The organism is Serratia sp. NPDC087055, assembly GCF_044900985.1.
In the GTDB taxonomy this organism is placed as follows: Bacteria; Pseudomonadota; Gammaproteobacteria; order Enterobacterales; family Enterobacteriaceae; genus Serratia.
Genome location: NZ_JBJDOG010000001.1, coordinates 2427315 through 2452905 on the forward strand (window position 1 = coordinate 2427315; position 25591 = coordinate 2452905).

Sequence of the window (25591 nt, forward strand, 5' to 3'; positions counted from 1 at the left end):
CTCCGTCCATGGCGAGTCCATGGACGGAGGATTTAACACTCAAAGGGATAAAACGCTCAAATCCAGGTAATGCCCCAACGCTTGTCGTTCAGGTTCAGGCAGATGTGGGATCTCGCCCAATAACGGTGCAGGCAACCTGCGGCGCAGCGTAGTCAGATATTCTTGATGCCGGCGGCCCGGCGCACTGACGTCATTGGCAATCCAGCCGACCAGCGACAGCCCCGCCTGCTGAATCGCCTGCGCGGTCAGCATTGCATGGTTAATGCAGCCCAGCTTAATACCCACCACCAAAATCACCGGCAGCTGTTCCTGCTGTACCCAGTCCGCAAAGGTATATTGCTCGCAAAGTGGCGTAAACCAGCCCCCTGCCCCTTCCGTTAGCAGCCAGTCTGCTTTCTGTTCCAAATGGCGTAACCCAGCAGAAAGCTGCGCCAGTTCGATCGGTCGGCCTTCATCGGCACTGACAATATGCGGTGACGTCGGTTCGGCAAAAACGTAAGGGTTCACTTCGTGGTAGCTCAGCGCCACCGCACTGTTAGCCTGCAATGCCAACGCATCACTGTTGCGCAATCCCTCGTCAGTCATTTCACTGCCGGAAGCCACCGGCTTGTAACCCGCAGTGCGGTAACCCGCCAGATTGGCAGCCTGCAGCAAGGCACTGCTCGCCACCGTTTTGCCGACTTCGGTATCGGTCCCGGTGACAAACCAACGCTTAATCACGATAAATGACTCCATAAACCAGATGATAACTCAGCGGAAATAGCCCATGTTGACAGGGGTAGGCCGCCTGTAAGGCTGCAAGCCGCCGGCGAGACAGCAGCCCGGCCTCGCGGCCTTGATGCAAATGGGTCGCCCCGATCCCTTTGAGCGATCGCATCAGCTCCATGACATCCGGATAGTTCAGGGTTTGCCATTCCACGTCCAGACGGTGACGATAGTCTGCACAGGCCGACGCGATCTGCGCCAACGGCAGGAAATCATTCACATGGCGTTCGCCGTCCACCTGCTGCCAGGCGTCGCCTAACTCACGTAACGAGCCAGCCGCCAGGGTTGAAAAAAGAATCATGCCGCCTGGGCGCGTGACGCGGTATAACTCCGCTAACGCACGCGGCAGATCGTTGCACCATTGGACGACCAGGCTGCTAAAGCACATATCCACTGCCTCCGCGGGAAGCGGTACGTTTTCGATATCCCCCAGCAGGTAATGATCCGCCGCCTGTTGCTGGCGAGCAAACGCCAACATGCCCGGAGCCAGATCGAGCGCAGTGACCTGTTTGCCCAATGCGCGCCAACGACGGCTGAAGTGACCGGTGCCACAGCCCGCATCGAGCAATTGCTCACCGCGGTGCTCCTGCCCCATCCCCAGCAAGCGCTCACCAACATCACGTTGCAACACCGCTGCCGCGTCATAACTGCCCGCCGCACGGCTGAAAGCCGAGGCTACGGCGTGCTTATTAACCGGCTCAAACGCTGACGTCATGCAATACCTCCAACAACCGGTCAATATCCTGCGCTTGATGTGCCGCCGTCAGGGTAATGCGCAGACGCGCGCTACCTGGCGGCACCGTTGGCGGACGGATAGCACTCACCCACAGGCCTTGCGCACGCAAGTGCTGTGCCAGATCGAGTGCACGCTGGTTATCGCCAACCAGCAGCGGCTGAATGGCAGTAACCGACGCCGTCAGGGTAAGCGATAACTGAGCTGCCCCCTGGCGGAAACGTTGAATGTTGTCCTGCAATCTGGCGCGTAGTTCGTCGCCCTGCTGGATGCAGTGCAAAGCCGCTTGCAGTGCGCAGGCCTGTGCCGGTGGCATTGCCGTGCTGTAAATCAAATGGCGGGCAAACTGCAGCAGGTATTCGGCCGTGGCTTCATCGCACAGCACGGCTGCCCCACTGAGGCCAAAAGCTTTGCCAAAGGTGACCACCAGCAATTCCGGTCGCACCCCTTGCTGCCAGCAACTGCCTCGCCCTTGTTCACCCTGAACGCCAATACCGTGCGCATCGTCGACCATCAGCCAGGCGCCCGCTTGGCGGGTCAAACGTTGCAGCTCTACCAATGGCGCACTGTCACCGTCCATGCTGAAAACGCCTTCAGTGACCGCCAACGTTTGGCCACCGCAGGATTTCGTCAGCAAATCGGCTAATGCTTGCGGATGATTGTGGCGGAAACGCCGCAACTGGGCGGGAGAATGCGCCGCGGCTTCCAACAGCGAGGCATGGCTAAGGCGGTCCGCTAAAATGCGGTCCTCCGCTTGCATCAACGCCGCAAGCAGTGCCTGATTTGCGGCATAGCCAGAAATAAACAGCAGCGCACGGGGATAGCTGAGCCATTCCGCCAATTGTTGTTCCAGCACCTGATGCGCCGCAGAGAACCCCGTTACGTGGCCAGAGCCGCCAGAGCCGACACCATACTGCTGCGCGCCCTGCTGCCAGGCGGCGATCACTCGCGCATCCTGGCTCAGGCCAAGGTAGTCATTGCCGGAAAAATTTAGGTAACGCTCACCGTTAAGCTGAATATGGCGGCTATTGCCGCCCTGATTAACCTGCCGGCGCCGATAAGCAGCACTCTGTTGCCGCTCATCCAGCGCCTGTTCAATTCGTTGTTGCCAGCTCATTACAGCGCCGCGTTATAGAACTCAGCGGTATCGGCCTGCATCAGTCGTGCAGCCAGCACTTCTTGTTGCTGGTTGTCGCCATGCTCGGTTTCGGTCTGCTGCGGGTTCAAGCCCAGCTTACGGAACAATTGCAGATCTTTATCCTCTTCCGGATTAGGTGTCGTCAGCAATTTACAGCCATAGAAGATGGAGTTGGCACCAGCCATAAAGCACATCGCCTGGGTTTGCTCGTTCATTTGCTCACGCCCGGCAGAAAGGCGTACGTATGAACCCGGCATCATGATGCGTGCAACCGCGATAGTGCGGATAAAATCAAAAGGATCGACGTCTTCGTTGTCCGCCAGTGGCGTACCTTTTACCTTCACCAACATGTTGATCGGCACACTTTCAGGCGGGGTTGGCAAATTGGCCAACTGCACCAACAACCCGGCGCGGTCGCGAACCGTCTCGCCCAACCCAACAATGCCGCCAGAACACACTTTAATGCCCGCTCCGCGTACCTTGCCCAGCGTATCCAGACGTTCCTGGTAGCTGCGGGTGGTGATAATGCTGCCGTAGAATTCCGGCGAGGTGTCCAGGTTGTGGTTGTAATAGTCCAACCCCGCCTCTGCCAACCGTTCCGCCTGGGTGTCGTCCAGCGTGCCCAGCGTCATGCAGGTTTCCATGCCCATCGCCTTCACCCCTTGCACCATCTGTTGCAAGTAAGGCATATCGCGCTCATGCGGGTTTTTCCACGCCGCCCCCATGCAGAAACGCGTCGACCCATTCGCCTTGGCCTTACGTGCAGACTCCAGCACCTGCTCCACCTGCATCAACCGTTCAGACTCCAGGCCCGTTTTGTAACGTGAACTTTGCGGGCAATATTTGCAGTCTTCCGGGCAGGCACCTGTTTTGATTGATAACAGCGTGCTCACCTGCACCTGACGCGGGTCAAAATGCTGGCGGTGGACAGTCTGTGCTTCAAACAACAGCTCAAGCAGGGGTTTATCAAACAGGGTCTGGGCAAGACCCACTGTCCAGTGAATGCGATCGGCCATCACGGCGTCTCCAAAAATGAAAAAAGTGTCGTCAGTTTAGATATTGTGGATATACTGTCAACCATTACGAAAACGATTTGGTTTACAAGTATGTCTATCACTGCTGCCGACCTCGAATTTGACCAGCGCCACATTTGGCACCCGTACACGTCAATGAGCCATCCGCTCCCCTGTTACCCCGTAGAGTCCGCCAGCGGCGTTGAGCTACAACTGGCAGATGGCCGTTGTTTGGTTGACGGCATGTCTTCCTGGTGGGCGGCAATTCACGGCTATAACCACCCACAACTGAATCAGGCAGCCACGCAGCAGCTGGAAAAAATGTCACATGTGATGTTCGGTGGCATTACCCATCCCTCTGCGATTGCTCTGTGTCGCAAGCTGGTGGATATGACGCCGGAAGCGTTGCAGTGTGTGTTTCTGGCCGATTCCGGTTCGGTGGCGGTGGAAGTCTCGCTGAAGATGGCGCTGCAATATTGGCAGGCGCGTGGGGAAAAGCGGCAGCGTATTCTGACCCTGCGGCATGGCTATCACGGCGATACTTTCGGTGCGATGTCGGTGTGCGATCCTGACAATTCAATGCACAGCCTGTACCAAGGCTACCTCGCGCCACACCTGTTTGCTACTGCGCCGCAATGCGGTTTCGACCAAGCCTGGGATGAAAATGATATCGCGCCGTTCGCCGCGCTGTTGGAACAGCACGCCGGAGAAGTGGCCGCGGTGATCCTGGAGCCCGTGGTTCAGGGAGCCGGTGGCATGCGTATTTACCATCCGACCTACCTCAAGCGAGTCCGTGAACTCTGCGATCGCCATCAAGTGCTGCTTATTGCCGACGAAATCGCCACCGGCTTCGGGCGCACGGGCAAACTGTTCGCCTGTGAGCATGCCGACGTGGTGCCGGATATTCTGTGCCTGGGCAAAGCGCTGACGGGCGGCTATATGACGCTGTCCGCCACCCTGACCACCCGCCATGTGGCGGAAACCATCAGTAACGGCGCGGCAGGCTGCTTTATGCACGGCCCCACCTTTATGGGTAACCCGCTGGCCTGTGCGGTGGCCAACGCCAGCCTGTCACTGCTGGCGGAAAATCGCTGGCAACAGCAGGTCGCCGCTATCGAAACCCAGTTGAAACAGCAGCTATTACCGCTGAAGTCACTGCCAAAAGTGGCGGATGTGCGAGTGTTGGGGGCTATCGGCGTGGTGGAAATGCGTGAATCCGTAGATGTGGCACAGCTACAGCGTGGGTTCGTTGAACGTGGCGTGTGGATCCGGCCATTCGGTAAACTGATTTATTTGATGCCGCCATACATCATTGAACCCGATCAGCTCAGCCAGTTGACCTCCGCCATCACGGCAGCGGTGCAGTAATCGATTCCCAATGCTGGTCCAAATAGCGGGCCAGCATCACCAGACATAACACCCACAGCGCAATAATCATGGCTGCCGCCATGCGGCCGGTAGGATTATCGATACGCCGCTGTGCTTTCTCACGAAATTCCGCCATCAGTGGCCGGGGGATCAGGCGTACCGCCAGCATGATGCCCAGCGGCACGATGATCACGTCGTCCAGATAGCCCAACACCGGGATAAAATCCGGGATCAGATCGATAGGCGACACGGCATAACCCGCAACCAACAGGGCAATCAATTTTGCATACCATGGCGTGCGCCGGTCACGGGCCGCCAACCACAGTGCATAAATGTCGCGCTTAATGCCCTTGGCCCAGCGGCGCAGCCAGCCAAACCACGGCGTGCGTTTTTTTAATGAAATCATGGTTACTTTATATCGTTCTGTGAATTGTAGATGTCGAGTTTGTAGCCTCGGCGTTAATTATGGTAACCCATTGGTGACACAGCTGGCGAGATACAATGATGCTTGTGTTGTTGCGGCAAAACGATCTAGCTTAGGCGTTCTGCTTTTACCGACAACTGGGAGTCACCATGGCTTTTCGTTTGTACAGCAACGATCTGCAGGACGGCGCAAAAATGCCGGAGCCTCAGGTCTTTAACGGCATGGGTTATCACGGCGATAACCTGTCTCCGCATCTGGCCTGGGATGGCGTGCCGGAAGGCACCAAGAGTTTTGTGATTTCGGTTTACGATCCCGATGCGCCGACCGGCTCTGGCTGGTGGCACTGGGTGGTCGCCAATATCCCCGCGACGGCGCGCGAACTGCCGCAGGGAGCAGGCTCAGGCAAAGGGGGGTTACCGGCCGGGGCTATCCAGACCCGTACCGATTTTGGTTCCGCCGGTTATGGCGGCGCGGCTCCCCCACAGGGCGAAAGCCACCGCTACCACTTCACTGTACATGCGCTGGATGTAGAAAACATTGAGGTGGATGAGGGCTCCAGCGGTGCACTGGTCGGCTTTAACGTGCACTTCCACAGCCTCGGCAGCGCCACGCTGACGGTGACGTACAGCTGATTTGATTCGGGGCGGATATACCCGCCCCGATGGGAATGTTGGCTCGACATAGATATGATGAAGATGAGACTGCAAAAGCCAATCTACATCACCACCTGTCATACCTTGCGTAATATTCCTTTTCTATACCCCAAATAATTGGAGTTGCATCACAACAAAGCCACGGCTTAGTTGAACAGCGCTTGCGCTGGCCCCAACGGGGCGAGGCTTTGCCGAGTAACGCGGCAAGTTTGTAAATCCCCAGGAGCTTACTCAAGTAAGTGACTGGGGTGAGCAAACGCAGCCAACACAGAGGCAACTTCAAGTATGACGGGTATCTACTATGCTGACCCACATCGGGCCCTTACCTACCGGGTACCGCGCCAGGGTAGTCAGCTTGCCGTTGGCCTGATCGATTTCATACACCCCAATATGATCGGACTTCTGACCGGACGAAATCACAAAGCGCCCACTGTGATCGATATTGAAACCGCGCGGCTGCTCTTCGGTCGGGTGGTAGCCCACGACCGACAGGGTGCTACCGTCTTCGGACACACTGAAAATCGTCAAAATGCTGGCAGTGCGGTCACTGGTGTACAGGAAACGGCCGTTCGGCGTGATATGAATATCTGCCGCCCAGCGGGTGCCATTGAAATCAGCCGGCATCATGTCCAGAGTTTGCACCAGAGTATATTTGCCGCCGTTTTCGCTGATGGCGAACACATCCACTGTGCCATCCAACTCATTGACACAATAGGCATATTTGTCATTGTGGTGGAATGCCATATGACGCGGACCAGCGCCAACGGCAGTCGCTACGGCTTCCTGAGCATGCGGCGTCAAGGTGCCTTGCTGATCCAGATTGAACAGACGGATGCGATCTTCTTTCAGGCAGGGAACCAACAGCAGCTGATTGGTCGGGTCGATATTCGCCGAATGCGGCGCGGTTAAACCATCAATCTGCTGGATAGGGGCCACCACTACGCCGTCATGGCCGATCGGGCTGATGCTGGTGCAGTTGCCGCTATAGGATGCGGAGAACAGATAACGTCCCTGCAAATCGGTAGAAATATGGGTCGGGCTGCCTGGCAGCGGTGCCATACCGGCCTGTTGCAACGTGCCATCCGCCTCAATGCGGTAGCTGACAATACCGAAAGCCGGACGCACGCCCACATACAGGTGTGTTCTGTCCGGGTGGATCGCCATCGGTTGAACCTGACCGGGGACGTCAACGGTTTGCAACAGTGCTAACGCACCTGTATCGCTGAGCTGCCACACGTGAATTTGTTGGCTCTCCGGGCTGGCGACATAAACGATTTGCTTCATGTGTTCTCCTTGCATAGGGTAAAAGAGAAACCGGTTTCAGGTTTTTCGGTTTCCCCTAGCTTACCTCACATCCGTGACATAACAACCCTGTGTTATAGGTGAAATATGTGCGGTTTTATCCATCGCTTATCCGGTGTACCATCGGTTTAATTTTGTTGCTAACGATAATGAGATCCCTATGAGCTACCGCGTCATTGCCCTCGATCTGGATGGCACCTTGCTGGACACCCAAAAACGCATCTTACCGCAGTCACTGGCGGCCCTGGCTGAAGCACGTGCCGCCGGCGTCAAAGTGGTGGTGGTCACCGGTCGTCATCATGTGGCGATCCATCCGTTCTATCAGGCACTGGAGATAGACACCCCAGCAATCTGTTGCAACGGCACCTATTTGTATGACTTCCAGCAGAAAAAAGTGCTGGCTGCCGATCCACTGGAAAAAGATCAGGCTCGGTTGGTACTGCAGATGCTAAAACAAAGCGATATTCATGGTCTGATGTACGTTGACGATGCCATGCTATATCAGGATACGAGTGGCCACGTCACCCGTTCATTAGCCTGGGCGGAAACCCTGCCACCGGCGCAACGCCCAACACTGCTGCAGGTCAACAGCCTGGCTCAAGCAGCCGATGAAGCGCAGTCCATCTGGAAGTTCGCCACCTCGCATGCCGATATTCCTGCGCTGCGCAACTTCGCTGAAACAGTGGAAAAAGAACTGGGGTTGGCGTGCGAATGGTCGTGGCACGATCAGGTTGATATCGCTAAAGGCGGTAACAGCAAGGGGAAACGCCTGCAGCAGTGGGTCGAGTCACAGGGCCTGAGCATGGATCAGGTGGTGGCCTTTGGGGATAACTACAACGATCTCAGTATGCTGGAAGCGGTCGGATTGGGTGTGGCAATGGGCAATGCCGATGATGCCATCAAACAACGTGCCGATTTGGTGATCGCCGATCACCTGCAACCCGGCATCGCCGAGGTGATCCGCACGCGTGTGCTGGGCCAGTAATGATGCCATGCCCTCTCCAAAATAGATGAGAGGGCATTTTCAACGAGCTTCCCGGCTGATAGACACGCTTTTAACCTGTGCATACAGCCACTGTCCCGGCCGGATCGCCAATTCGTCTCGCGCCCATGGCGTAATCCGCGCCCACAGTACGCTTTCCCCTACCGCCAGTTTCACCTCTACCTGCCCATCGACCTCCAGGCACTCGGTCACCTTGGCGGGCAGAACGTTGCGAATACTGCTGTTGACCGGCGGTTGTAACACCAAAGAGACATCGGCGGCATTGATTCGTATACGCAGTTGAGCCCCCAATGCGGTATCAACACCGCTGACCCACAGGCGTTGGTCACCCAGTGCCAGCGCAGTCATCGCATAGCGCGCATGGTGTTCGATCACACTGACACGCAACACGCTGCTCTGATCTTCACGCTGTAACCACGGACGCAATGCACTGCTGGCCCACACCTCTTCCAGCCCACCGAATGCCCGTACCTGGCCGTTATCCAGCACCATCACCTGCTCCGCTAACTGCAGAATTTCATCCATGCTGTGGCTAACGTAGAGGATTGGGATATTGACGTCCTGCGCCAGTCGCTCCAGGTAGGGTAGCAACTCACGTTTACGCGGCAGATCCAGTGATGCCAAGGGTTCATCCATCAACAGCAGCTCGGGGGCAGTCAGCAAAGCGCGACCAATCGCCACTCGCTGTTTCTCTCCCCCTGACAACGTCAACGGAAGACGATTGAGCAGCGAGCCGATCCCCAAAAGCTCAACAATGCTGTCGAACTGCTTGCGCATGCCAGCTGCCATGCCGTATTGCAGGTTGCCGCGCACCCGGTAATGCGGGAACAGCCGCGCATCCTGAAACACATAGCCAATACGGCGTTTTTCCGGCGGCAGACAAAGCCCCTGATCGGTATCCACCAGCGTACGGCCATTGAGCACAATGCGCCCCTGTTGCAGAGGTGTCAGACCGCCGACGGCGTTGATTAAGGAGGTTTTACCTGCGCCAGACAGACCAAAGATGGCGGTGATGCCCTGGGCGGGCAGATCGGCGCGGACGTTAAGATTCAGATCGCCAAGCCGTTGGGAAAAATCCAGTTCCAGCATTTACACGCCCATCCGTTTGCGACCCCAGCGGGCCAGCCACTCGGAAACCATCAGTGAAACCAGTGACAACACAATGGCAATCACACACAAGCGCGCAGCGGCGGCTTCTGCCCCCGGTGTTTCTATCAGGGTATACATCGCCAGCGGGATGGTGCGCGTTTCACCGGGAATATTGGAAACAAAGGTAATGGTGGCGCCGAACTCGCCCAATGAGCGGGCAAAAGCCAGCACCACGCCAACAATGACGCCGGGTAACGATAATGGCAACGTTATGGTGAAAAACACCCGCCATGGGTTAGCGCCAAGCGTACGGGCAGCCTGCTCTAAACGGGTATCCACCGCTTCCAGCGCCAACCGAATGGCACGCACCATCAGAGGGAATGCCACCACCGCAGAAGCCAAGGCAGCGCCACGCCAACTGAAGCTGAAACTGAAACCGAACCAATCATACAGCCATTCGCCAATCACGCCGCGCCGCCCCATGGCGATCAGCAATAAATAGCCGACCACCACGGGCGGCAGCACCAACGGCAGGTGAATAATACTATCCAACAGTGACTTGCCGGGGAAGCGGCAGCGAACCAACACCCAGGCCATCAAAATGCCAAAGGGCAAGCTGCACACCACCGCCAGGGCGGACACTTTCAGGCTCAGCTCTACCGCCTGCCATTCGTACTCACTCAACATCATTTACGCGGGGAGAATCCATAATGTTTGAAAATAGCAGCCGCTTCTGGGCCCTTCAGGTAGCTGTAGAACGCACTAACGGCCGGTGTTTGATGACCTTTAACGATCGCCATCGGGTATTCAACCGGTTTATGGCTGTCTTCTGGGAAGATGGCCACAACGCTGACTTTATCACTGGCTACCGCGTCTGAACCATAAACAATGCCCAACGGCGCTTCGCCGCGCTCCACTAACGCCATAGCGCTACGTACGTTGTTGGCCCGTGCCAGCTTTGGTTCTAATGCGGTCCAGGCACCGAGGTTTTGCAGTGCTTCCTTGGCATAGATACCGGCCGGTACGTGGTCCGGATCGCCCACCGACAGACGGCCCCCATTGAGCAGTTTTGTCCAATCGGTTTGTTTATCGAGCGTAATTTTAGCCTGTTTGGCATCTTTAGCGGCGATCAGCACCAGTTCGTTACCCAACAGGGTATAACGCGTGTCTTTAACCATCTGCTGTTTGTCGATGGCATAGTCCATCCACTGCTGGTCGGCGGAGATAAATAAATCAGCGGGAGCGCCCTGCTCAATCTGACGTGCCAGCGTGGAGGACGAGGCGAATGAAGACACCACCTGGACATCCTTGCCTTTCTGATACTGGGTTGCGATGTCCTGCAGCGCGTTAGTCAGCGATGCTGCTGCAAAAACGGTAATTTTATCTGCCGCAGACGCCTGCATGACCATACCGGATGCCAATACGATACCGCCGACCCACTTAGTCCATTGCTGTTTCATTGTTTTCTCCGCAAGTTAACGTGCATTATCACTCTTCGCTATATAAAAAATAATATAACGTCGCGCAGAAGCTTGTCATGCGGTTTATCGGCAGAGTGGGACATAACTTGAGAAACACCCGCCGAACGGCGCCGACGGGTATAAGGAAGGGGTGGTGCTAGGTACGATTCTCTTTAGAATGGCCCACTTTGGAGAAAATGTTGAACACCTCACCCAAACCGTAGATCAACCCGAGAATGATAGCCATCACAATAGGTACCATCACGACGGCGAACAGCAAACTTTCCAATAATTCCAACATGGTAGCCTCACTTAACTGCCCATTGAGCGGTAATGAACACCGCCACGTAATCTCTACTTTAAACCAAAATACAGACTAAAACGTGCTTATTTTAAAGGCTGCACGACATTTGTAACCGGCCAAACGTGCCATTTGTGCAGCGATGCGTCATACCGACTGCCGATAGACGTTATTGAGCAGGATAATAGATCAACGGTGCGGCATAATCGCTAACCGATGCCACGCGGGCATTAACAGCATACACGTCACGAATCGTCTCAGGCGTTAGCACCTGCTGCGGTGGGCCAAAGGCATGCAAACGCCCCTCTTTCAACAGCATCAGTCGGTCGCAGTAATTGGCCGCCAAATTCAGATCGTGCAGCGATACCACCACGCTGATGCCCAAACGTCGCAGTAAAGCCATAAACTGTTGCTGGTGGGCAATATCAAGGTGATTAGCGGGTTCATCCAGCAGCAGCCATGGCGTTTGCTGTGCCAATGCGCGCGCCAGATGGACGCGCTGCTGCTCGCCGCCCGACAACTGATGCCATTCTCGCTCAGCAAGCGATGACATTCCCACCTGCTCCATTGCCTGTCCGGCAATGCGGTAATCTTCTGCGCTAAATCCCGCCCAACGGCTGGCGTACACCAAGCGCCCAAGCAACACCACGTCCTTTACCGGTATGGCAAAGGCGCTGGGGCCAGACTGCTCGAGGAACGTCATCCGTTTTGCCCGCTCGTGCCCCTTCAACGTGGCAATATCCGTCTCGTGCAGATAAATCCGCCCACGACTGGGCGGGATCAACCCTGCCAACAGTTTGAGTAGCGTGGATTTTCCGCTACCGTTAACGCCCAACACGCCGGTAACCTCGCCGGGACGCGCCTGAAAACTGAGGTCGTCCAGCACCACATTTTCCGGCGTTGACCACCCCACATGTTCAACACGCAACCCGGATACAGCGTTTTCATCCCTCATGCGTTTATTTTCCGATAGAGCAATGCCAGAAACACCGGGACGCCCAACAACGCGGTCAGTACTCCCACCGGTAATTCACGGGGTGCGAACAGGGTTCTGGCAAGCGTATCTGCTGCAACGGCAAACAGCGCACCGCACAATGCGCTGGCGGGTAGCAACAGCCGGTGGCGCGGTCCAACCAGGAGCCTGGCGACATGGGGCACCGTCAGGCCGATGAACCCCACCGCACCGCTGAACGCGACAATCACGGCGGTCAGTGCCATGGTAATGACATACAGCAGCAGCTTCAGTGGCACCACCGCCACCCCCAAAGAGGCCGCGGTCAGGCCTCCGAAAGCCAGTGCGTCCAGCTCCCCTGCCTTCATCCAGCAAATCAATAATGCCACGACCAGCAGCAACGCAATCAGAGCCACCTGCGGCCAACGAGCGTCACTAAAAGATCCCAGCAGCCAAAACATCACGCCGCGAGTGGTATTGGCGTCCGCTTGCCACAGGGTAATCAGCGAGGTCAGGGCAGACAGCAGTTGCGTAACCGCGACGCCGGCCAGAATAAATAATGATGACTCCGCATTCAGAGCGCGCCCGCCGAGCAGTAAAACCAGCGCAAACGCGCCGGCAGCACCGATAAATGCCCCGCCAGATACCGACAGCAAGCCACCACCCACGCCCAAAACCAGCACCAGAACTGCGCCAACACCTGCACCGGAAGAGATCCCCAATACCCAGGGATCGGCCAGTGGGTTGCGCGTCAGCGACTGCAGGAGCGTACCGGCCAGCGCCAATCCGGCCCCCGCTACCGCAGCCAGCAAGGCTCTTGGCATTCTCAGCGACCAGATTATCCGTTGGTAGACATCCGTGTTTCCGTAGGCATCAGCAGCACCGGGGGCAAATAAAATATGCCACGCATCCTGCAACGATATCGGGGCCGGTCCATACAAAGACGCACCCAGTAAAAACAGCGGTAACGCCAGGGTGAGCATTAACAGCCAGCAGCCCCCAGAGCTTCCCGGCAAGCGAGTGAAACGACGACGTACGGACCCATCCATGTTATTTCCAGCCTGCAATCACGTAGTCATCCAGCCATTGCCAGACCGACCCTGCCTCTTTAAAACCCGCCTGTATCAAACTGGCGACGTGAAAGTCCAATGCTACCGCAGGGGGCACTGGACGCACGTCGAACAGGCTCTCCCTCTGTTGCTGGTATTGTGCCAACTCAGGCAGTTGCTGCACCTTGGCAAACCACTGGTCCCAGTCCTCAACCCCCTCTTGCCACGCCCGCTGTTGTGTCTGGTCATCGTGCTGTTCGGCGAGCGTTTTAATGCGTGGGTGCCGGTGATCAAAACGCTGGTGATCCGCATTCAAAAACACGCCACCGTCGGGCAATAGTTCGACAATGTTACGATACAAAACCCCCAATTGTTCCGGCATTAGCCAGTGCAGTGCGGTACTGGAAACCGCCGCTTGCGGTGCGGAGCCGCCTAGAGATGCAAAACAGTCAGGATCGGCGAGATCGGCCTGAAGGATACGGACCCGATCGCCGTATTCCGCTAAGGCGCCACGGGCAATTGCCAGCAATAATGGATCCAAATCCATTGCCGTCACCTTGGCTCTCGGGAAGCGTTGAAGGATGCGCAAGCTGAGTGAACCTGGCCCACAGGCCAGATCCAGCACATGAAAATCCTGGCCTACCGAGAGTTCCAGTACATCCAACTGTGCACTGAAACGCGCTTCCCGCTCGGCGATGTAGGCACCTTGTTGTTGATCCCATGAGGCCAGCAGTGAAGAGAATGAAAGGGAGGACATATCAGGGTTCCTTGTTGGGAATGGGCAATGGTGAGACCTGTTGCTGCAGGCCCTTGATTAAACGGTGCAAAGCCGGAACCGTACGGACCGAAGGATCCAGGTCATAACCGGGCAAAATGACGTAGCGTTTTTGTCGCACGGCACGCAAAGTTGCCGTTAACGGGTGATGTTCTAAAAAATAGATTTTGTCTTTGGCGCTGTCGCCAAGGCCACCGCGGGGCAAATCGCCAAGTACAATCACATCAGGATCGCGGGCAGCGATGGTCTCCCATGAGACGGTAGGCCAAAGTGCAGCCAGATCGGCAAACAGATTTTCGCTGCCGACTTCCCGGGTAAGCAGCGCCGGAGCTCCGCAGCACCCTGCCACATATGGTGTTTGAGTACCGGCATACCACCAAAGCAGCCGCTGACGAGGAAGTGATGCCGCCTGTTGCCTGAGTTCCCGCAACCGATCTTGCTGATGCTGGATTAAGGTTTCGGCGTCGCGAGTGACGTTAAAAATGCGGGCAATCTCTCTCAATTCGGCGAAAATACCGTCAAAGCTCGCTGTTGAAGTTGTCGCGCTTTGTTGCCCCCCGCAGACATTGGGCGAGAGATACGTCGCTATCCCCCACTCTGTCAGCCGTTCGCGATTCGGGGTTTCCGGGCTGTTAAGCCAGTAGTAGCTGGCCGAGTAGACAAAATCCGGGTTCAATAACAACAAGGACTCCGCCGCAGGTGGCGCGGTGGCCGACAGCTTACTCAGTGCCTTATTCCATCCTGCGGGCGCCGGAGAGGGCACAGTATCCTGCGCGTAGTCATAGCCAATAATGCCAACAACGTGCGCCACGACTCCCAGAGCCAGCATATTTTCCAGCGCAGGGTTCGCGTACACCAATACGCGTTCAGGCACCGAAGGGTAACGGTATTGTTGGCCACAGTTGCTTAGCGTCACAGGCGTAGCCTGTGCCAGTGTGCTCATCACCAGCCCAAGTGCGCACAGCAGGCGGATTATCGATGGCATGGCGCTATCAGAACCTCACCGAAATAAAGCTTTCATACGTACGCGACGGCGCAATCAGCACCTGATCCGGGTAGGTGCGCTGGTAGGCGTACAGTTGGTTGGTCGCATTTCTGATACGAACGCCCAGGTTAACGATTGGGGTTAATTGATAGTCTGCTGCCAGATCGAGCGTGGTGTAGGCCGGCATTTTGCGCTGGTTGGCATCGTCGTTATAGCTGCTGCCTACGTAGCGCAGCGATGACGTAAGCCCTAATGACTCCGTCGGTTTGTAACGCGCAGTGAGGTTGGCGGTCCAGTCAGGAATGTAAGCCGGACGATTGCCGTTATAGCTGCGCAACGGGCTACCGCCACGGTATTCATCGTAACGAGCGTGGGTATAGGCCGCATTGGCAGCCAGTTCCCATTGCCAACTTGGCCGCAGCATCACGCTTAACTCAACGCCGCGCGAGGTCTGCCGCCCGACAGCATTCAACGTATCCGGTTGTTGTGCGTTAGGCACAAACAAGTTGTCCTTGCGCAGCTCGTATAACGCCAGCGTGGCTTCCCCCTTGTTCGCCCAAAACTGGCCCTTGGCACCCATTTCCCACTGGCGCGCTCGAGTTAACGGCAAACCGGTTTGTGCCGGGCTTAAAAAGAACAGATCGTTGCCAGGTTCCTGACCCGTGGTGTAGTTAGCGTAGACATTAAGGTTGTCGGTTAGCGCATAGCTGGGCCCCAGACTCCAGACGCTAAACGCGTAGGTGTGCTCATGGCTTTCTTCTTGTGGGCTTTGGAAATGCCAATCCATCAGCATGTGGTTGTAACGCAGCTGCCCCAGCAAGGTTAAGCGCTCAGTCAGGCTGAAATGATCTTCCAGGAATCCCGCGTACTGGTTTTGCGTGACGTGACGAACAGGAGAACGCTGAAGATCCGTTCCCTGCGAGAAGTCCTCTCTGACCGGCGTTAGCAGCGAAACGTCCTCAGAACCGGGAAACCCGTTGGAGTAGTACTGGAAGCGCCTTTTGCTTACATCAACACCGATCACCAACCGGTTGTCAAAACCGCCCAGCGGCCGATCGAATACCAGTGAACTGCGGTTGCCTATCAGATCATCATCGTGGGCCAACGCCCCGAAAGAATCGCGATTTACATAGCCGGGTTGGGTCGCGGCAGATGTACGATAACGTTCTACATTGCGCCACTCACGAAAACCGCTGTAGTAATAGAACTGATTATGCAGCTCGATTTCCGGGGTGGTGAACCAGTCCAAACTGGCCTGGAAAGACGTCGCATTGCTCTGAATCCGGCTGTCAGTCAGGTTGTTGTAGTTGATATCGCGCAGCTCGCGTGCAATGCGCCCGTCCACCAGCGGTGTGCCGTAGTAAGGATTGGTCGTGCGGTTAAGCATGCGATCCAAACTCAGCGTCAGCAGGGCATTTTCTGTCAGTTTAAACAGCAATGAGCCGGATACGCGTTTCTGCTTATCGCGTTCATATTGCACGTTGGTACCGTTGTCGTTACCGCTGACATCCAGACGATAAGCTGCCACATCATCCAAAAGCGTGCCGCCAGAACCAAAATGTAAACGCTGGCTGTTGTAACTGGCTAAGCCGTAGTCGAACTCAACAGGCTGGCGGCTAAACGTTGGCTGGCGTGACACCAGATTGACGCTACCGCCGGCTGCGCTCAGGCCATTGAGCACCGAGCCGGGGCCGCGCAGCACCTCAACACTGTCGTAGTGCGACGGATCCGCCAGTTGGATCGTGCTGCCGGGTGTTTCGACACCGTTATACAGCCAAGACACCGGCCTAAAACCACGTAGCGAAAAGTTATTACTCAGCGTAGGTGATGCCACGCCAGACATACCGGTTGCGTGTTCGACCACGTCAGCCAGCGTTTTGTCCCCACGTTGCGCAATAGCCTGGTGGCCGATCACATCCACACTGCGCGGCGTTTCCTTGTTGGTCAGTCCCAAACGTGAGGCCGCGTGTGTGACAGACGCCAAGGCGCTGTAGGTTCCTGGAGACGCAGTTGAAGCTTCTACGGTAACGCTGTCTTCACAGCCTGGTGACGCGTCTGCTTTGTCGCAACCGTTGACGGCGCCCAGAGCGACACCCGAGAAGAGAAAAAACCCCGTGGCAATCAGACGATAAAGTGATTTTATTGGCGTGACGAAACGCCGGCGTGCAGCACTCATTTACAGCATCCCTGTGGTGAAATAAAAACGTGGCGAGGCCTAAGGCCATCATTATATTTTTTGTTATGTTATAACATATCGAAACTTGGGCGCCAGTTTTATTGTCCTTGTGCACTCCCCACGACAACTAACGCGCCATCCTTTGGCGCTTTGCCGCTAAATCAGCGACAATAAGACTTTTGCAGCCGACAGGACGCGTTATGCAGGCCGAAATTCTTCTCACGTTAAAACTCCAGCAAAAACTGTTCGCCGATCCACGCCGCATAGCGCTGCTTAAACAGGTCCGGCACACAGGCTCCATTAGCCAGGGCGCAAAACTGGCGGGTATCAGCTATAAAAGCGCCTGGGATGCGATTAACGACATGAACCAGTTGGCGGAGCAGACTGTGGTTGAGCGTGCGACCGGGGGAAAAGGCGGTGGCGGTGCGCAGGTGACCCATTACGGTGAACGTCTGATCCAGCTTTACGACCTGTTGGGGCAGATCCAGCAAAAAGCCTTCGATGTGTTGCAACAAGACAACCTGCCGCTCGACAGCCTATTGGCGGCCATCTCGCGTTTCTCGTTGCAAACCAGTGCGCGTAACCAATTCTTTGGCACCGTGATAGGACGCGATCACCAGAAAGTACAACAACATCTCGATATCTTGCTTAACGACGGCAAAACGCGTCTTAGTGCGGCGATAACCCAGCAAAGTGCCGATAGACTGCAACTCTCCCCCGGTAAAGACGTGCTGGCGTTGATTAAAGCCCCTTGGGTAAAGCTGAATACCGATCCCGCGTTGGCGGGGGCCGCGGACAACGCGCTGGAGGGCGTGGTAGCCAGTATCCAGCCAGGCACCGATCATAGCGAAGTGCTGGTCACGCTGACGGGCGGTGAAACCCTGTGCGCCACAGTAGCCAATCCAGAGTTGCAACAACTTAAATTACGCCCCGGCAGCACAGTACAGGCCTTGTTTAATGCCGATCGCGTGATCGTCGCGACGTTGTGCTAAACGCAACGTTACGTTGCATTTTTGCCGATTGACATCGCCTTGCAATGCGCCTATTTCTAAACAAAATAATTGCATAAAAAGGAATAGGTGATGTCGTCGTTGCACATTTCGCAAGGTTCGTTTCGCTTAAGCGATACCCGTACCCTGACGCTGGAGACGCTGGATATTCAGGCCGGCGACAGTTGGGCCTTTGTTGGTGCCAACGGCAGCGGAAAATCCGCGCTGGCACGTGCACTTGCCGATGAACTGGTGCTGCTCAACGGCGAACGCAGCAGCGATTTCAAGCATGCGGTGCGCATCTCTTTCGAACAGTTGCAAAAGCTGGTCAGCGACGAATGGCAACGCAACAATACCGACCTGCTCAGTCCCGGTGAAGAAGACACCGGGCGCACCGTGGCTGAAATCATTCAGGAAGACGTCAAAGACCCCGCGCGCTGTGCGCAACTCGCCGAGCTGTTTGGCATTACTCCGCTGCTGTCACGCCGTTTCAAATACCTTTCAACCGGCGAAACACGCAAAACGCTGCTGTGCCGCGCGCTGATGCCACAACCCGATTTACTGATCCTGGACGAGCCGTTCGACGGGCTGGACGTGAATTCGCGTGCCCAGTTGGCTGCACTGCTGAGCGACCTTTCTGGGCATGGCTATACCCTGGTCCTGGTGCTCAATCGCTTTGACGAAGTGCCGGACTTTATCCGCCAGGTTGGCGTATTGGCAGATTGCACGCTGGCAAGCCAGGGGACACGCGAACAGGTCATGGCCGACGCGTTGGTCGCACAATTGGCGCACAGTGAAAATCTTGATGGCCTGGCACTGCCAGAAACGGAAGATCCAACCCAAACAACCACGTTACCGGCGGATCAACCGTTAATTGTCCTGCGCGACGGCATTGTCAGTTACGACGACAGACCGATCCTTAACCACCTCGACTGGCAGGTTAACCCCAAGGAGCACTGGCAGATCGTTGGTCCGAACGGTGCGGGAAAATCCACCCTGCTCAGCCTGATCACTGGCGATCATCCTCAAGGCTACAGCAACGATCTCACGTTGTTTGGTCGCCGTCGCGGTAGCGGAGAAACCATCTGGGATATCAAACGCCACATCGGTTACGTCAGCAGTAGCCTGCACCTCGACTACCGTGTCAGCACCAACGTCCGCAACGTGATCCTGTCCGGTTTCTTCGATTCGATTGGTATTTACCAGGCGGTATCCGATCGCCAACGGCAGTTGGCCGATCAATGGTTGGCGCTGTTGGGATTACAGGGAGAAGCGCCGTTTCATAGCCTGTCCTGGGGACAACAGCGATTGGCCCTGATCGCCCGCGCACTGGTCAAGCACCCGACGCTGCTGATCCTCGATGAACCACTACAAGGGTTGGATCCGCTCAATCGCCAGCTGGTACGCCGGTTTATCGACGTATTGATCGCCCAAGGTAACACCCAGTTACTGTTTGTCTCTCACCATGCAGAAGACGCGCCGCAGAGCATTACTCACCGCCTGAGCTTTGTCCCTGACGATGCAGGATATCGCTATCAGCACGATGCATTAGCCTAATCCCCGAGAATGATGCGGATGGGTGGCAAGGCCACTCATCCGATGACATATCCGGCAACACTTCCTCCGTAACACATCACATTTGGCCTTTTATCATAAGGGGTAAAGGATTCGTTTCTGGAGACACTATGTCCGCCGCACTGATTATTATCGATCTTATTGACGATCTGATTGGCCCCAAAGGCCGTGCGAATCATTGTCGTGAACAGGCAGTGGCGCAAAATCTGATTGCCAACACCAATGCCGCTGCGGCTTACGCCCGTGTGCGTAAAATCCCGGTGATTTGGGTGCGCGTCGGTTTTGCCGACGACTATCACGATATTCCCGCCCACTCCCCTCTGTTCAACCACCTAAAACAGATAGGCGCGCTGCGTTTGAGTAGCCCCGGTTGCCAATGGGATAAGGATTTGCAGGTGTTGCCGGCAGATATTAAGTTTGAAAAGCATGGCGTCTCCGCCTTTGCCGGTAACAATTTGTTAGCCTGGTTGCAGGAACATCATTGCCACCATCTATTGCTGGGCGGCGTCAGCACGCCACTGGCAATAGAAAGTACCGCCAGACAGGCGCACGATGCCGGTTTTCAGATCACGGTCTTACAGGATTTGTGTGCAGCCCCCACCCTGGAAATCCACCAGCAGAGTCTGGACATTTTGCAGAATTTGGCGGAAATTTCCCGGTCGTCAACCTGGATGAAAGGTTAATAGCAACATTTGCGCTACTGCCCCGACCTTTACTGTAACTTCACTGTGTTACTATCCGACTTAGCGCTCAATTCCGCCATAATCACACGCCGCAAAGGCACTGAGCGCCGTGTACATATTTTAAAGGGACATAGTTATGTGGGGCGTACTGGCTGCTTCGTTATTCTTTTTGCCATTTAACCGGCTGATTGCCTGGTCAATTTTGGCCGCTTCAGCAGGGATGGGGATGTACCATGGGGTGCTTACTCCGCTCAGCCTGGCATGCTTATTGGGCATCGTTGCTCTCGCGGGGCTAAGGCACCATTTCCGCGCGCAGCGTAATCTCAGTGTCCTGTTCGAAGTGCTGGTCGTTGCAAGTTGTGTGGCGCTGTTCCTGCATCTGGTGCCGGGCATCAATAACCAATTGATGATCGACGGTGAAAAAGCGGGCCCGTTAAGCGCGCCTTTTACGATGTACTACAACTTCGACAAAGCGCTGGTGCCATTCCTTCTATTTGCTTGTTTACCAACGTTATTTAAACGCGACGAACCGGAGAAAAGCAGAGGGTCATTGTCCTGGATAGCGTTGATTATCAGCGTTCCGGTTCTACTGCTGATAGCCGTGGCACTTGGCGGCCTGAAGATCGAGCTGCATACCCCGGCCTGGATCCTGCCGTTCGTCATGGCTAACCTGTTCTTTGTCTGCATGGCTGAAGAGGCATTATTCCGCGGTTATTTGCAGCAACGTCTTAGCCAATGGTTGGGTGCCTGGCCGGCATTGATTATCGCAGCCGTGATTTTTGGTGCCGCACATCTGGCTGGTGGCATGTTGATGGTGGCTTTCGCCACGCTGGCCGGATTGATATACGGTCTGGCATGGATGTGGAGTGGTCGCTTGTGGGTACCTATTTTGTTCCACTTTGGGCTTAATCTGACACATTTGTTGCTGTTCACTTACCCGCTCTATCAACATTCCTGACACCTTTTAGCCGGTAGGTACCTGCCTGCCGGCCGTCCTGGTGAAAACGTTATCACCCATGCACGAATTCTTGTTTCCTTCCTGATATTCCTCGGACTACATCACCGGCACTCCTTACCGGCACACCTTGTGTAAGCGATTCCATTTTTCGCGCTAGATCACCTTTTCCCTCCGAAAGACGTGCTATCTTTTTGCCCATAGCTATCCATTTATATGCATTACTGGGCCGTTAGCGGCAGATGAAAGCGATTACACCCAGCCGCATCGACCAAGAAAAGGAACCGTCATGACGGAATTTAACCCAATCGATCACCCCCATCGCCGCTATAACCCGCTGACTGGGCAATGGGTATTAGTTTCACCGCACCGCGCCAAACGGCCTTGGCAGGGCCAGCAGGAATCCGCGCAGCAAGAAACACTGCCGCAGCACGATCCGAACTGCTTCCTGTGCCCAGGAAATACCCGCGTGACCGGCGATAAAAACCCGGATTATAAAAATACCTTTGTGTTCACCAATGACTTTGCCGCATTGATGACTGACACCCCACTGGCACCGGAAAGTGCAGACCCTTTGATGCGCTGCCAGAGCGCACGTGGTACCAGCCGGGTGATTTGCTTCTCCCCCGACCACAGCAAAACGCTGCCGGAGTTGACGCTTCCGGCGCTGGAATGCGTGATCGCAACCTGGCAAGAACAGACCGCCGATCTGGGGCGCAGCTATCCGTGGGTCCAGGTATTTGAGAATAAAGGTGCAGCGATGGGGTGCTCCAATCCCCATCCGCATGGGCAAGTTTGGGCCAACAGTTTCCTGCCAAACGAAGTCGAGCATGAAGATCGCCTTCAGCGCGCCTATTTCCAACAACACCAATCCCCCATGCTGCTGGATTACGTTCAACGCGAACTGGCCGACGGCAGCCGCACCGTAGTGGAAACCGAACACTGGTTGGCTGTGGTGCCCTACTGGGCCGCTTGGCCGTTTGAAACGCTGCTGTTGCCGAAGCAGAGCGTGCAGCGTATTACCGATCTCAGTACCGCACAAAGTGGCGATCTGGCCGTGGCACTGAAAAAGCTCACCAGCCGCTACGACAACCTGTTCCAGTGCTCCTTCCCATATTCCATGGGCTGGCACGGTGCGCCGTTCAATGATGCGGATAACCGCCACTGGCAATTGCATGCTCACTTCTATCCACCGCTGCTGCGTTCCGCCACGGTGCGTAAATTTATGGTGGGTTACGAAATGCTGGCGGAAACCCAACGTGATCTGACAGCAGAACAGGCCGCAGAGCGTCTGCGCGCCGTTAGTGATATTCATTACCGTGAAGCCGGAGTCCAATAATGAGTTTGAAAAATCTTACCCACTCCCTGTTCAGCGAACGTTTTGGTTACGCGCCAGAGCTGACTATTCAGGCCCCTGGCCGGGTGAACCTGATCGGCGAACACACTGACTATAACGACGGTTTTGTGCTGCCGTGCGCCATTGATTACCAGACAGTGATCGCCTGTGCCAAACGCAATGATCGTCAGATCCGGGTCATTGCCGCCGATTACGACAACCAACAGGATCAATTCTCGCTCGACGCGCCGATCGTGAGCCACCCGAGCCAGCGCTGGTCCGACTATGTGCGGGGAGTGATCAAACACCTGCAGCAGCGCAACGCCGATTTTGGCGGTGCCGATCTGGTGATCTCCGGCAACGTGCCGCAGGGTGCCGGCCTAAGTTCCTCTGCCTCGCTGGAAGTTGCTGTAGGCCAGGCGATACAGGCTCTGTATCAATTACCGATGGATGGCGTGGCACTGGCACTGAATGGACAAGAGGCAGAAAACCAGTTTGTCGGCTGCAACTGCGGGATTATGGATCAATTGATTTCCGCACTCGGTGAGAAAGATCATGCTCTGTTGATCGATTGCCGTTCACTGGAGACACGGGCGGTATCCGTACCGGAAGATATTGCCGTGGTCATCATCAACTCCAATGTAAAACGCGGTTTGGTGGACAGCGAATACAACACCCGACGCCAGCAGTGTGAAGCCGCAGCGCGCTTCTTTGGCGTCAAGGCGCTACGCGATGTCAGCCCAGATCTGTTTTTCCCGATCCAACATGAACTGGATCCGATCGTCGCCAAACGAGCGCGCCACGTGATCAGTGAAAACGATCGTACGCTGGCCGCGGCTGATGCATTGGCCGCGGGCGATATGACATTGATGGGCCGACTCATGGCGGAATCTCACGCCTCTATGCGCGATGACTTTGAAATTACCGTGCCGCCAATCGACCGGTTGGTAGACATTGTCAAAGCCGTTATCGGCGACCAAGGCGGGGTGCGTATGACGGGTGGCGGCTTTGGCGGTTGTATTGTTGCCTTGATGCCACAGGCGTTAGTTGCCCCCGTGCGCGAAGCAGTAGCCCGTGAATATCCATTACAGACCAATGGGCTGAAAGAAACCTTCTACGTTTGCAAAGCATCCGAGGGGGCTGGTACATGTTGAGCGACAACCAGGCGCTGGCGCCTGACGGCCAGCCCTACCAATTAACCCAGTTGAAAAACGCAGCCGGGATGACGGTAACCCTGATGGACTGGGGCGCTACCTGGCTTTCTGCCGTCCTTCCGCTGAAATCAGGCAAAACCCGCGAACTGCTGCTGGGCTGCCAAACGCCGGCTGACTATCTGCTGCAAGCGGCCTATTTGGGAGCCACCGTCGGGCGCTACGCTAACCGTATCGCGACCGCGAGCCTGCAGATTGATGGCAAGCGGCATCCTCTGGATGCCAATCAAGGGGAACACCAGTTACACGGCGGGCCAGAGGGTTTCAACGCCCGGAGATGGCGGATTATTGAGCAGAGTGAACGTCAGGTCAGTTACACCCTCCATTCGCCAGACGGTGACCAAGGCTTCCCCGGTAATCTCGATGTCCAGGTGTGCTATCAGCTCACTGCCGATAACCGGCTGGAAATCAGTTACCAGGCGCAAACCGATAGCGCCTGTCCCGTCAACTTGACCAATCACGCCTACTTCAACCTGGACGGTGAGGGCACCGATGCACGCCACCAGCGGTTGCAACTGTTTGCCGACCGTTATCTGCCGGTCGACAGTGATGGGATCCCCTGTGCTGCGCTTACACCGGTAGAAGGCAGTGGCATGGATTTCCGTCAACCAAAAACATTGCTGCAGGATTTTCTGCGCGACCGCGACCAACAACGTGTAAAGGGCTACGATCACGCCTTCCTGCTGCACCGCACATGCGTTGCGTTAGACAGCCCGGCGGCGCACCTGTGGTCGGCAGATGGCCAGGTGAAAATGAGTGTCTTCACCACTGCACCGGCATTGCAGCTCTACAGTGGCAACTATCTGGGCGGTACCCCAGCGCGTGACGGGGGCAGTTACGCAAATTACGCTGGCGTAGCTCTTGAAAGCGAGTTCTTACCGGACAGCCCGCACCACCCAGAATGGCCGCAGCCCAATTGCTGGCTGCAACCCGGCCAACGTTATCAAAGCGCCACCCATTATCAGTTTTATCCTATCTGACCCGCTACGCCCCTTGCCATGCGGCAAGGGGCCGTTTGTTATAAATACTTACCTTTTTACATCTCCACCCTGCCGGCCGTTACCTTTCCTTATTCCAAACCTCGCACTAGAATCAGGCTACGGTGATAAGCACAACACCTTGTGCAACGTCACAATTTTCGGCCAGCCCGGCCGGTCAATAGCTGAAGGAACACCTATGCGTCTGATTACTGCACTTCCATTACTGGCAGGTTTACTGCTTAGCACCAACCTGATGGCGGCTGAAACGGCAACAAAAACACCTTCACCCGCCCAGGCCGCGCAGCAGAAACGCATGACCGATTGTAATCAACAGGCCTCTAGCAAAACGCTGAAAGGCGCGGACCGCTCCACCTTTATGAGCACCTGCCTGAAATCTGAAGGTACCGCTGCGACGAAAACGCTGACACCGCAGCAGCAGAAAATGAAAACCTGTAACGCCGATGCCAAGACCAAAAGTCTGAAAGGCGACGAACGTAAAACCTTTATGAGTAATTGCCTGAAAAAATCGGCCTGATTCCCCTGCTCTTGCCGCACGGCTGAATTCCCTTTAGCCGTGCGACTTTCCCTTTCGGCGCCCGCCTGAACGATTCAGCTTTTCCTCAGCACAGCACTTACTTTGCGGCAAGAAATTGGCTATGGTTAAACACTATCGATT

At 55.8% G+C, this 25591-nt stretch carries 26 protein-coding genes; 11 read left to right on the top strand and 15 right to left on the bottom strand.

The features are described from left to right. Positions 1-39: 39 nt before the first annotated feature. Genes bioD through bioB form a run of 4 tightly spaced genes read right to left on the bottom strand, consistent with a single transcriptional unit; the run spans position 40 to position 3652 of the window. Entirely contained in the window at positions 40-720 is a 681-nt protein-coding gene (gene bioD, locus ACI2J2_RS11510; RefSeq protein ID WP_404760135.1) for a dethiobiotin synthase, read from the bottom strand. Then, positions 713-1480, bottom strand: coding sequence for a malonyl-ACP O-methyltransferase BioC (gene bioC / locus ACI2J2_RS11515; protein ID WP_404760136.1), 768 nt, complete (start codon positions 1478-1480; stop codon positions 713-715). Before bioC ends, bioD begins: the two co-directional genes overlap by 8 nt. Continuing rightward, positions 1464-2615, bottom strand: a complete 1152-nt coding sequence (gene bioF / locus ACI2J2_RS11520; protein ID WP_404760137.1) for an 8-amino-7-oxononanoate synthase — start codon at positions 2613-2615, stop codon at positions 1464-1466. The genes bioC and bioF overlap by 17 nt, the downstream gene beginning before the upstream one ends. Then, positions 2615-3652 (bottom strand): biotin synthase BioB, encoded by a 1038-nt coding sequence (bioB, locus tag ACI2J2_RS11525; RefSeq protein ID WP_404760138.1) that lies wholly within the window; start codon positions 3650-3652, stop codon positions 2615-2617. The genes bioF and bioB overlap by 1 nt, the downstream gene beginning before the upstream one ends. Before the next feature lie 90 nt (positions 3653-3742). Between bioB and bioA the strand changes: the two genes are divergently transcribed. Next, complete coding sequence (gene bioA, locus ACI2J2_RS11530) at positions 3743-5017, top strand: adenosylmethionine--8-amino-7-oxononanoate transaminase (RefSeq protein WP_404760139.1); 1275 nt, start codon at positions 3743-3745, stop codon at positions 5015-5017. Here bioA and ACI2J2_RS11535 read toward each other — a convergent pair. After that, positions 4998-5423 (bottom strand): YkvA family protein, encoded by a 426-nt coding sequence (locus ACI2J2_RS11535; RefSeq protein ID WP_209632189.1) that lies wholly within the window; start codon positions 5421-5423, stop codon positions 4998-5000. The two genes, bioA and ACI2J2_RS11535, sit on opposite strands and share 20 nt — an antisense overlap. A gap of 167 nt (positions 5424-5590) precedes the next feature. Here ACI2J2_RS11535 and ACI2J2_RS11540 point away from each other — a divergent pair, with 167 nt between their 5' ends. Next, complete coding sequence (locus tag ACI2J2_RS11540) at positions 5591-6073, top strand: kinase inhibitor (protein WP_209632188.1); 483 nt, start codon at positions 5591-5593, stop codon at positions 6071-6073. 300 nt (positions 6074-6373) lie between these two features. On the opposite strand, the gene pgl is transcribed toward ACI2J2_RS11540, so the two are convergent. Further along, the gene (gene pgl / locus ACI2J2_RS11545; protein ID WP_404760140.1) at positions 6374-7378 is read right to left on the bottom strand and encodes a 6-phosphogluconolactonase; all 1005 of its coding nucleotides are present in this window, start codon (positions 7376-7378) and stop codon (positions 6374-6376) included. A gap of 178 nt (positions 7379-7556) precedes the next feature. Between pgl and ACI2J2_RS11550 the strand changes: the two genes are divergently transcribed. Beyond that, positions 7557-8381 (top strand): pyridoxal phosphatase, encoded by an 825-nt coding sequence (locus tag ACI2J2_RS11550; protein WP_209636192.1) that lies wholly within the window; start codon positions 7557-7559, stop codon positions 8379-8381. Between the two features lie 39 nt (positions 8382-8420). Here the strand turns inward: ACI2J2_RS11550 and modC are convergent, their stop codons facing one another. The 9 genes from modC to ACI2J2_RS11595 form a co-directional block, all read right to left on the bottom strand. After that, positions 8421-9488, bottom strand: coding sequence for a molybdenum ABC transporter ATP-binding protein ModC (modC, locus tag ACI2J2_RS11555; RefSeq protein ID WP_404760141.1), 1068 nt, complete (start codon positions 9486-9488; stop codon positions 8421-8423). Continuing rightward, positions 9489-10178, bottom strand: coding sequence for a molybdate ABC transporter permease subunit (gene modB, locus ACI2J2_RS11560; protein ID WP_209636196.1), 690 nt, complete (start codon positions 10176-10178; stop codon positions 9489-9491). Then, on the bottom strand, positions 10175-10948 hold the full coding sequence (modA, locus tag ACI2J2_RS11565) for a molybdate ABC transporter substrate-binding protein (protein ID WP_265554280.1): 774 nt from the start codon (positions 10946-10948) through the stop codon (positions 10175-10177). Before modA ends, modB begins: the two co-directional genes overlap by 4 nt. Positions 10949-11105: 157 nt before the next feature. Continuing rightward, complete coding sequence (locus ACI2J2_RS11570) at positions 11106-11249, bottom strand: AcrZ family multidrug efflux pump-associated protein (RefSeq protein WP_037421566.1); 144 nt, start codon at positions 11247-11249, stop codon at positions 11106-11108. 169 nt (positions 11250-11418) lie between these two features. Then, complete coding sequence (locus ACI2J2_RS11575) at positions 11419-12204, bottom strand: ABC transporter ATP-binding protein (protein WP_404760142.1); 786 nt, start codon at positions 12202-12204, stop codon at positions 11419-11421. Next, the gene (locus ACI2J2_RS11580) at positions 12201-13250 is read right to left on the bottom strand and encodes a FecCD family ABC transporter permease (RefSeq protein ID WP_404760143.1); all 1050 of its coding nucleotides are present in this window, start codon (positions 13248-13250) and stop codon (positions 12201-12203) included. The genes ACI2J2_RS11575 and ACI2J2_RS11580 overlap by 4 nt, the downstream gene beginning before the upstream one ends. 1 nt (position 13251) lies before the next feature. Continuing rightward, positions 13252-14007 (bottom strand): class I SAM-dependent methyltransferase, encoded by a 756-nt coding sequence (locus ACI2J2_RS11585; RefSeq protein WP_404760144.1) that lies wholly within the window; start codon positions 14005-14007, stop codon positions 13252-13254. A 1-nt stretch (position 14008) separates the two neighbouring features. Further along, entirely contained in the window at positions 14009-15010 is a 1002-nt protein-coding gene (locus tag ACI2J2_RS11590) for an ABC transporter substrate-binding protein (RefSeq protein WP_265554291.1), read from the bottom strand. A 7-nt stretch (positions 15011-15017) separates the two neighbouring features. Further along, on the bottom strand, positions 15018-17186 hold the full coding sequence (locus ACI2J2_RS11595; RefSeq protein ID WP_404760145.1) for a TonB-dependent siderophore receptor: 2169 nt from the start codon (positions 17184-17186) through the stop codon (positions 15018-15020). A gap of 200 nt (positions 17187-17386) precedes the next feature. Here ACI2J2_RS11595 and modE point away from each other — a divergent pair, with 200 nt between their 5' ends. From modE to ACI2J2_RS11635, 8 genes are all read left to right on the top strand, one after another. Next, positions 17387-18178, top strand: a complete 792-nt coding sequence (gene modE, locus ACI2J2_RS11600; protein WP_209636211.1) for a molybdenum-dependent transcriptional regulator — start codon at positions 17387-17389, stop codon at positions 18176-18178. A 90-nt stretch (positions 18179-18268) separates the two neighbouring features. Further along, positions 18269-19732, top strand: coding sequence for a molybdate ABC transporter ATP-binding protein ModF (modF, locus tag ACI2J2_RS11605; protein ID WP_265554294.1), 1464 nt, complete (start codon positions 18269-18271; stop codon positions 19730-19732). A 128-nt stretch (positions 19733-19860) separates the two neighbouring features. Further along, complete coding sequence (locus ACI2J2_RS11610) at positions 19861-20433, top strand: cysteine hydrolase family protein (protein ID WP_209636215.1); 573 nt, start codon at positions 19861-19863, stop codon at positions 20431-20433. A 136-nt stretch (positions 20434-20569) separates the two neighbouring features. Next, positions 20570-21391 carry a CPBP family intramembrane glutamic endopeptidase gene (locus ACI2J2_RS11615; protein WP_209636217.1) on the top strand — a complete coding sequence of 274 codons (822 nt, stop codon included), beginning with the start codon at positions 20570-20572 and terminating at the stop codon, positions 21389-21391. A gap of 286 nt (positions 21392-21677) precedes the next feature. Then, entirely contained in the window at positions 21678-22727 is a 1050-nt protein-coding gene (gene galT, locus ACI2J2_RS11620) for a galactose-1-phosphate uridylyltransferase (protein ID WP_209636219.1), read from the top strand. Beyond that, positions 22724-23878 carry a galactokinase gene (gene galK / locus ACI2J2_RS11625; protein WP_314587329.1) on the top strand — a complete coding sequence of 385 codons (1155 nt, stop codon included), beginning with the start codon at positions 22724-22726 and terminating at the stop codon, positions 23876-23878. The genes galT and galK overlap by 4 nt, the downstream gene beginning before the upstream one ends. Then, positions 23872-24915 (top strand): galactose-1-epimerase, encoded by a 1044-nt coding sequence (gene galM, locus ACI2J2_RS11630; RefSeq protein ID WP_209636222.1) that lies wholly within the window; start codon positions 23872-23874, stop codon positions 24913-24915. Before galK ends, galM begins: the two co-directional genes overlap by 7 nt. A 196-nt stretch (positions 24916-25111) precedes the next feature. Next, positions 25112-25450 (top strand): PsiF family protein, encoded by a 339-nt coding sequence (locus ACI2J2_RS11635; protein ID WP_209636224.1) that lies wholly within the window; start codon positions 25112-25114, stop codon positions 25448-25450. Positions 25451-25591 lie beyond the last annotated feature (141 nt).

What these genes read in the sequence shown, in the direction of transcription:
- ACI2J2_RS11535 (WP_209632189.1), bottom strand. Translation starts at nt 5,423, where the DNA reads ATGATTTCATTAAAAAAACGCACGCCGTGGTTTGGCTGGCTGCGCCGC.
- ACI2J2_RS11540 (WP_209632188.1), top strand. Translation starts at nt 5,591, where the DNA reads ATGGCTTTTCGTTTGTACAGCAACGATCTGCAGGACGGCGCAAAAATG.
- ACI2J2_RS11595 (WP_404760145.1), bottom strand. Translation starts at nt 17,186, where the DNA reads ATGAGTGCTGCACGCCGGCGTTTCGTCACGCCAATAAAATCACTTTAT.
- ACI2J2_RS11635 (WP_209636224.1), top strand. Translation starts at nt 25,112, where the DNA reads ATGCGTCTGATTACTGCACTTCCATTACTGGCAGGTTTACTGCTTAGC.
- modC (WP_404760141.1), bottom strand. Translation starts at nt 9,488, where the DNA reads ATGCTGGAACTGGATTTTTCCCAACGGCTTGGCGATCTGAATCTTAAC.
- ACI2J2_RS11615 (WP_209636217.1), top strand. Translation starts at nt 20,570, where the DNA reads ATGTGGGGCGTACTGGCTGCTTCGTTATTCTTTTTGCCATTTAACCGG.
- ACI2J2_RS11580 (WP_404760143.1), bottom strand. Translation starts at nt 13,250, where the DNA reads ATGGATGGGTCCGTACGTCGTCGTTTCACTCGCTTGCCGGGAAGCTCT.
- ACI2J2_RS11585 (WP_404760144.1), bottom strand. Translation starts at nt 14,007, where the DNA reads ATGTCCTCCCTTTCATTCTCTTCACTGCTGGCCTCATGGGATCAACAA.
- ACI2J2_RS11610 (WP_209636215.1), top strand. Translation starts at nt 19,861, where the DNA reads ATGTCCGCCGCACTGATTATTATCGATCTTATTGACGATCTGATTGGC.
- ACI2J2_RS11570 (WP_037421566.1), bottom strand. Translation starts at nt 11,249, where the DNA reads ATGTTGGAATTATTGGAAAGTTTGCTGTTCGCCGTCGTGATGGTACCT.
- bioA (WP_404760139.1), top strand. Translation starts at nt 3,743, where the DNA reads ATGTCTATCACTGCTGCCGACCTCGAATTTGACCAGCGCCACATTTGG.
- ACI2J2_RS11575 (WP_404760142.1), bottom strand. Translation starts at nt 12,204, where the DNA reads ATGAGGGATGAAAACGCTGTATCCGGGTTGCGTGTTGAACATGTGGGG.
- bioC (WP_404760136.1), bottom strand. Translation starts at nt 1,480, where the DNA reads ATGACGTCAGCGTTTGAGCCGGTTAATAAGCACGCCGTAGCCTCGGCT.
- ACI2J2_RS11590 (WP_265554291.1), bottom strand. Translation starts at nt 15,010, where the DNA reads ATGCCATCGATAATCCGCCTGCTGTGCGCACTTGGGCTGGTGATGAGC.
- bioB (WP_404760138.1), bottom strand. Translation starts at nt 3,652, where the DNA reads ATGGCCGATCGCATTCACTGGACAGTGGGTCTTGCCCAGACCCTGTTT.
- galT (WP_209636219.1), top strand. Translation starts at nt 21,678, where the DNA reads ATGACGGAATTTAACCCAATCGATCACCCCCATCGCCGCTATAACCCG.
- modF (WP_265554294.1), top strand. Translation starts at nt 18,269, where the DNA reads ATGTCGTCGTTGCACATTTCGCAAGGTTCGTTTCGCTTAAGCGATACC.
- pgl (WP_404760140.1), bottom strand. Translation starts at nt 7,378, where the DNA reads ATGAAGCAAATCGTTTATGTCGCCAGCCCGGAGAGCCAACAAATTCAC.
- modE (WP_209636211.1), top strand. Translation starts at nt 17,387, where the DNA reads ATGCAGGCCGAAATTCTTCTCACGTTAAAACTCCAGCAAAAACTGTTC.
- modB (WP_209636196.1), bottom strand. Translation starts at nt 10,178, where the DNA reads ATGATGTTGAGTGAGTACGAATGGCAGGCGGTAGAGCTGAGCCTGAAA.
- bioF (WP_404760137.1), bottom strand. Translation starts at nt 2,615, where the DNA reads ATGAGCTGGCAACAACGAATTGAACAGGCGCTGGATGAGCGGCAACAG.
- galM (WP_209636222.1), top strand. Translation starts at nt 23,872, where the DNA reads ATGTTGAGCGACAACCAGGCGCTGGCGCCTGACGGCCAGCCCTACCAA.
- ACI2J2_RS11550 (WP_209636192.1), top strand. Translation starts at nt 7,557, where the DNA reads ATGAGCTACCGCGTCATTGCCCTCGATCTGGATGGCACCTTGCTGGAC.
- modA (WP_265554280.1), bottom strand. Translation starts at nt 10,948, where the DNA reads ATGAAACAGCAATGGACTAAGTGGGTCGGCGGTATCGTATTGGCATCC.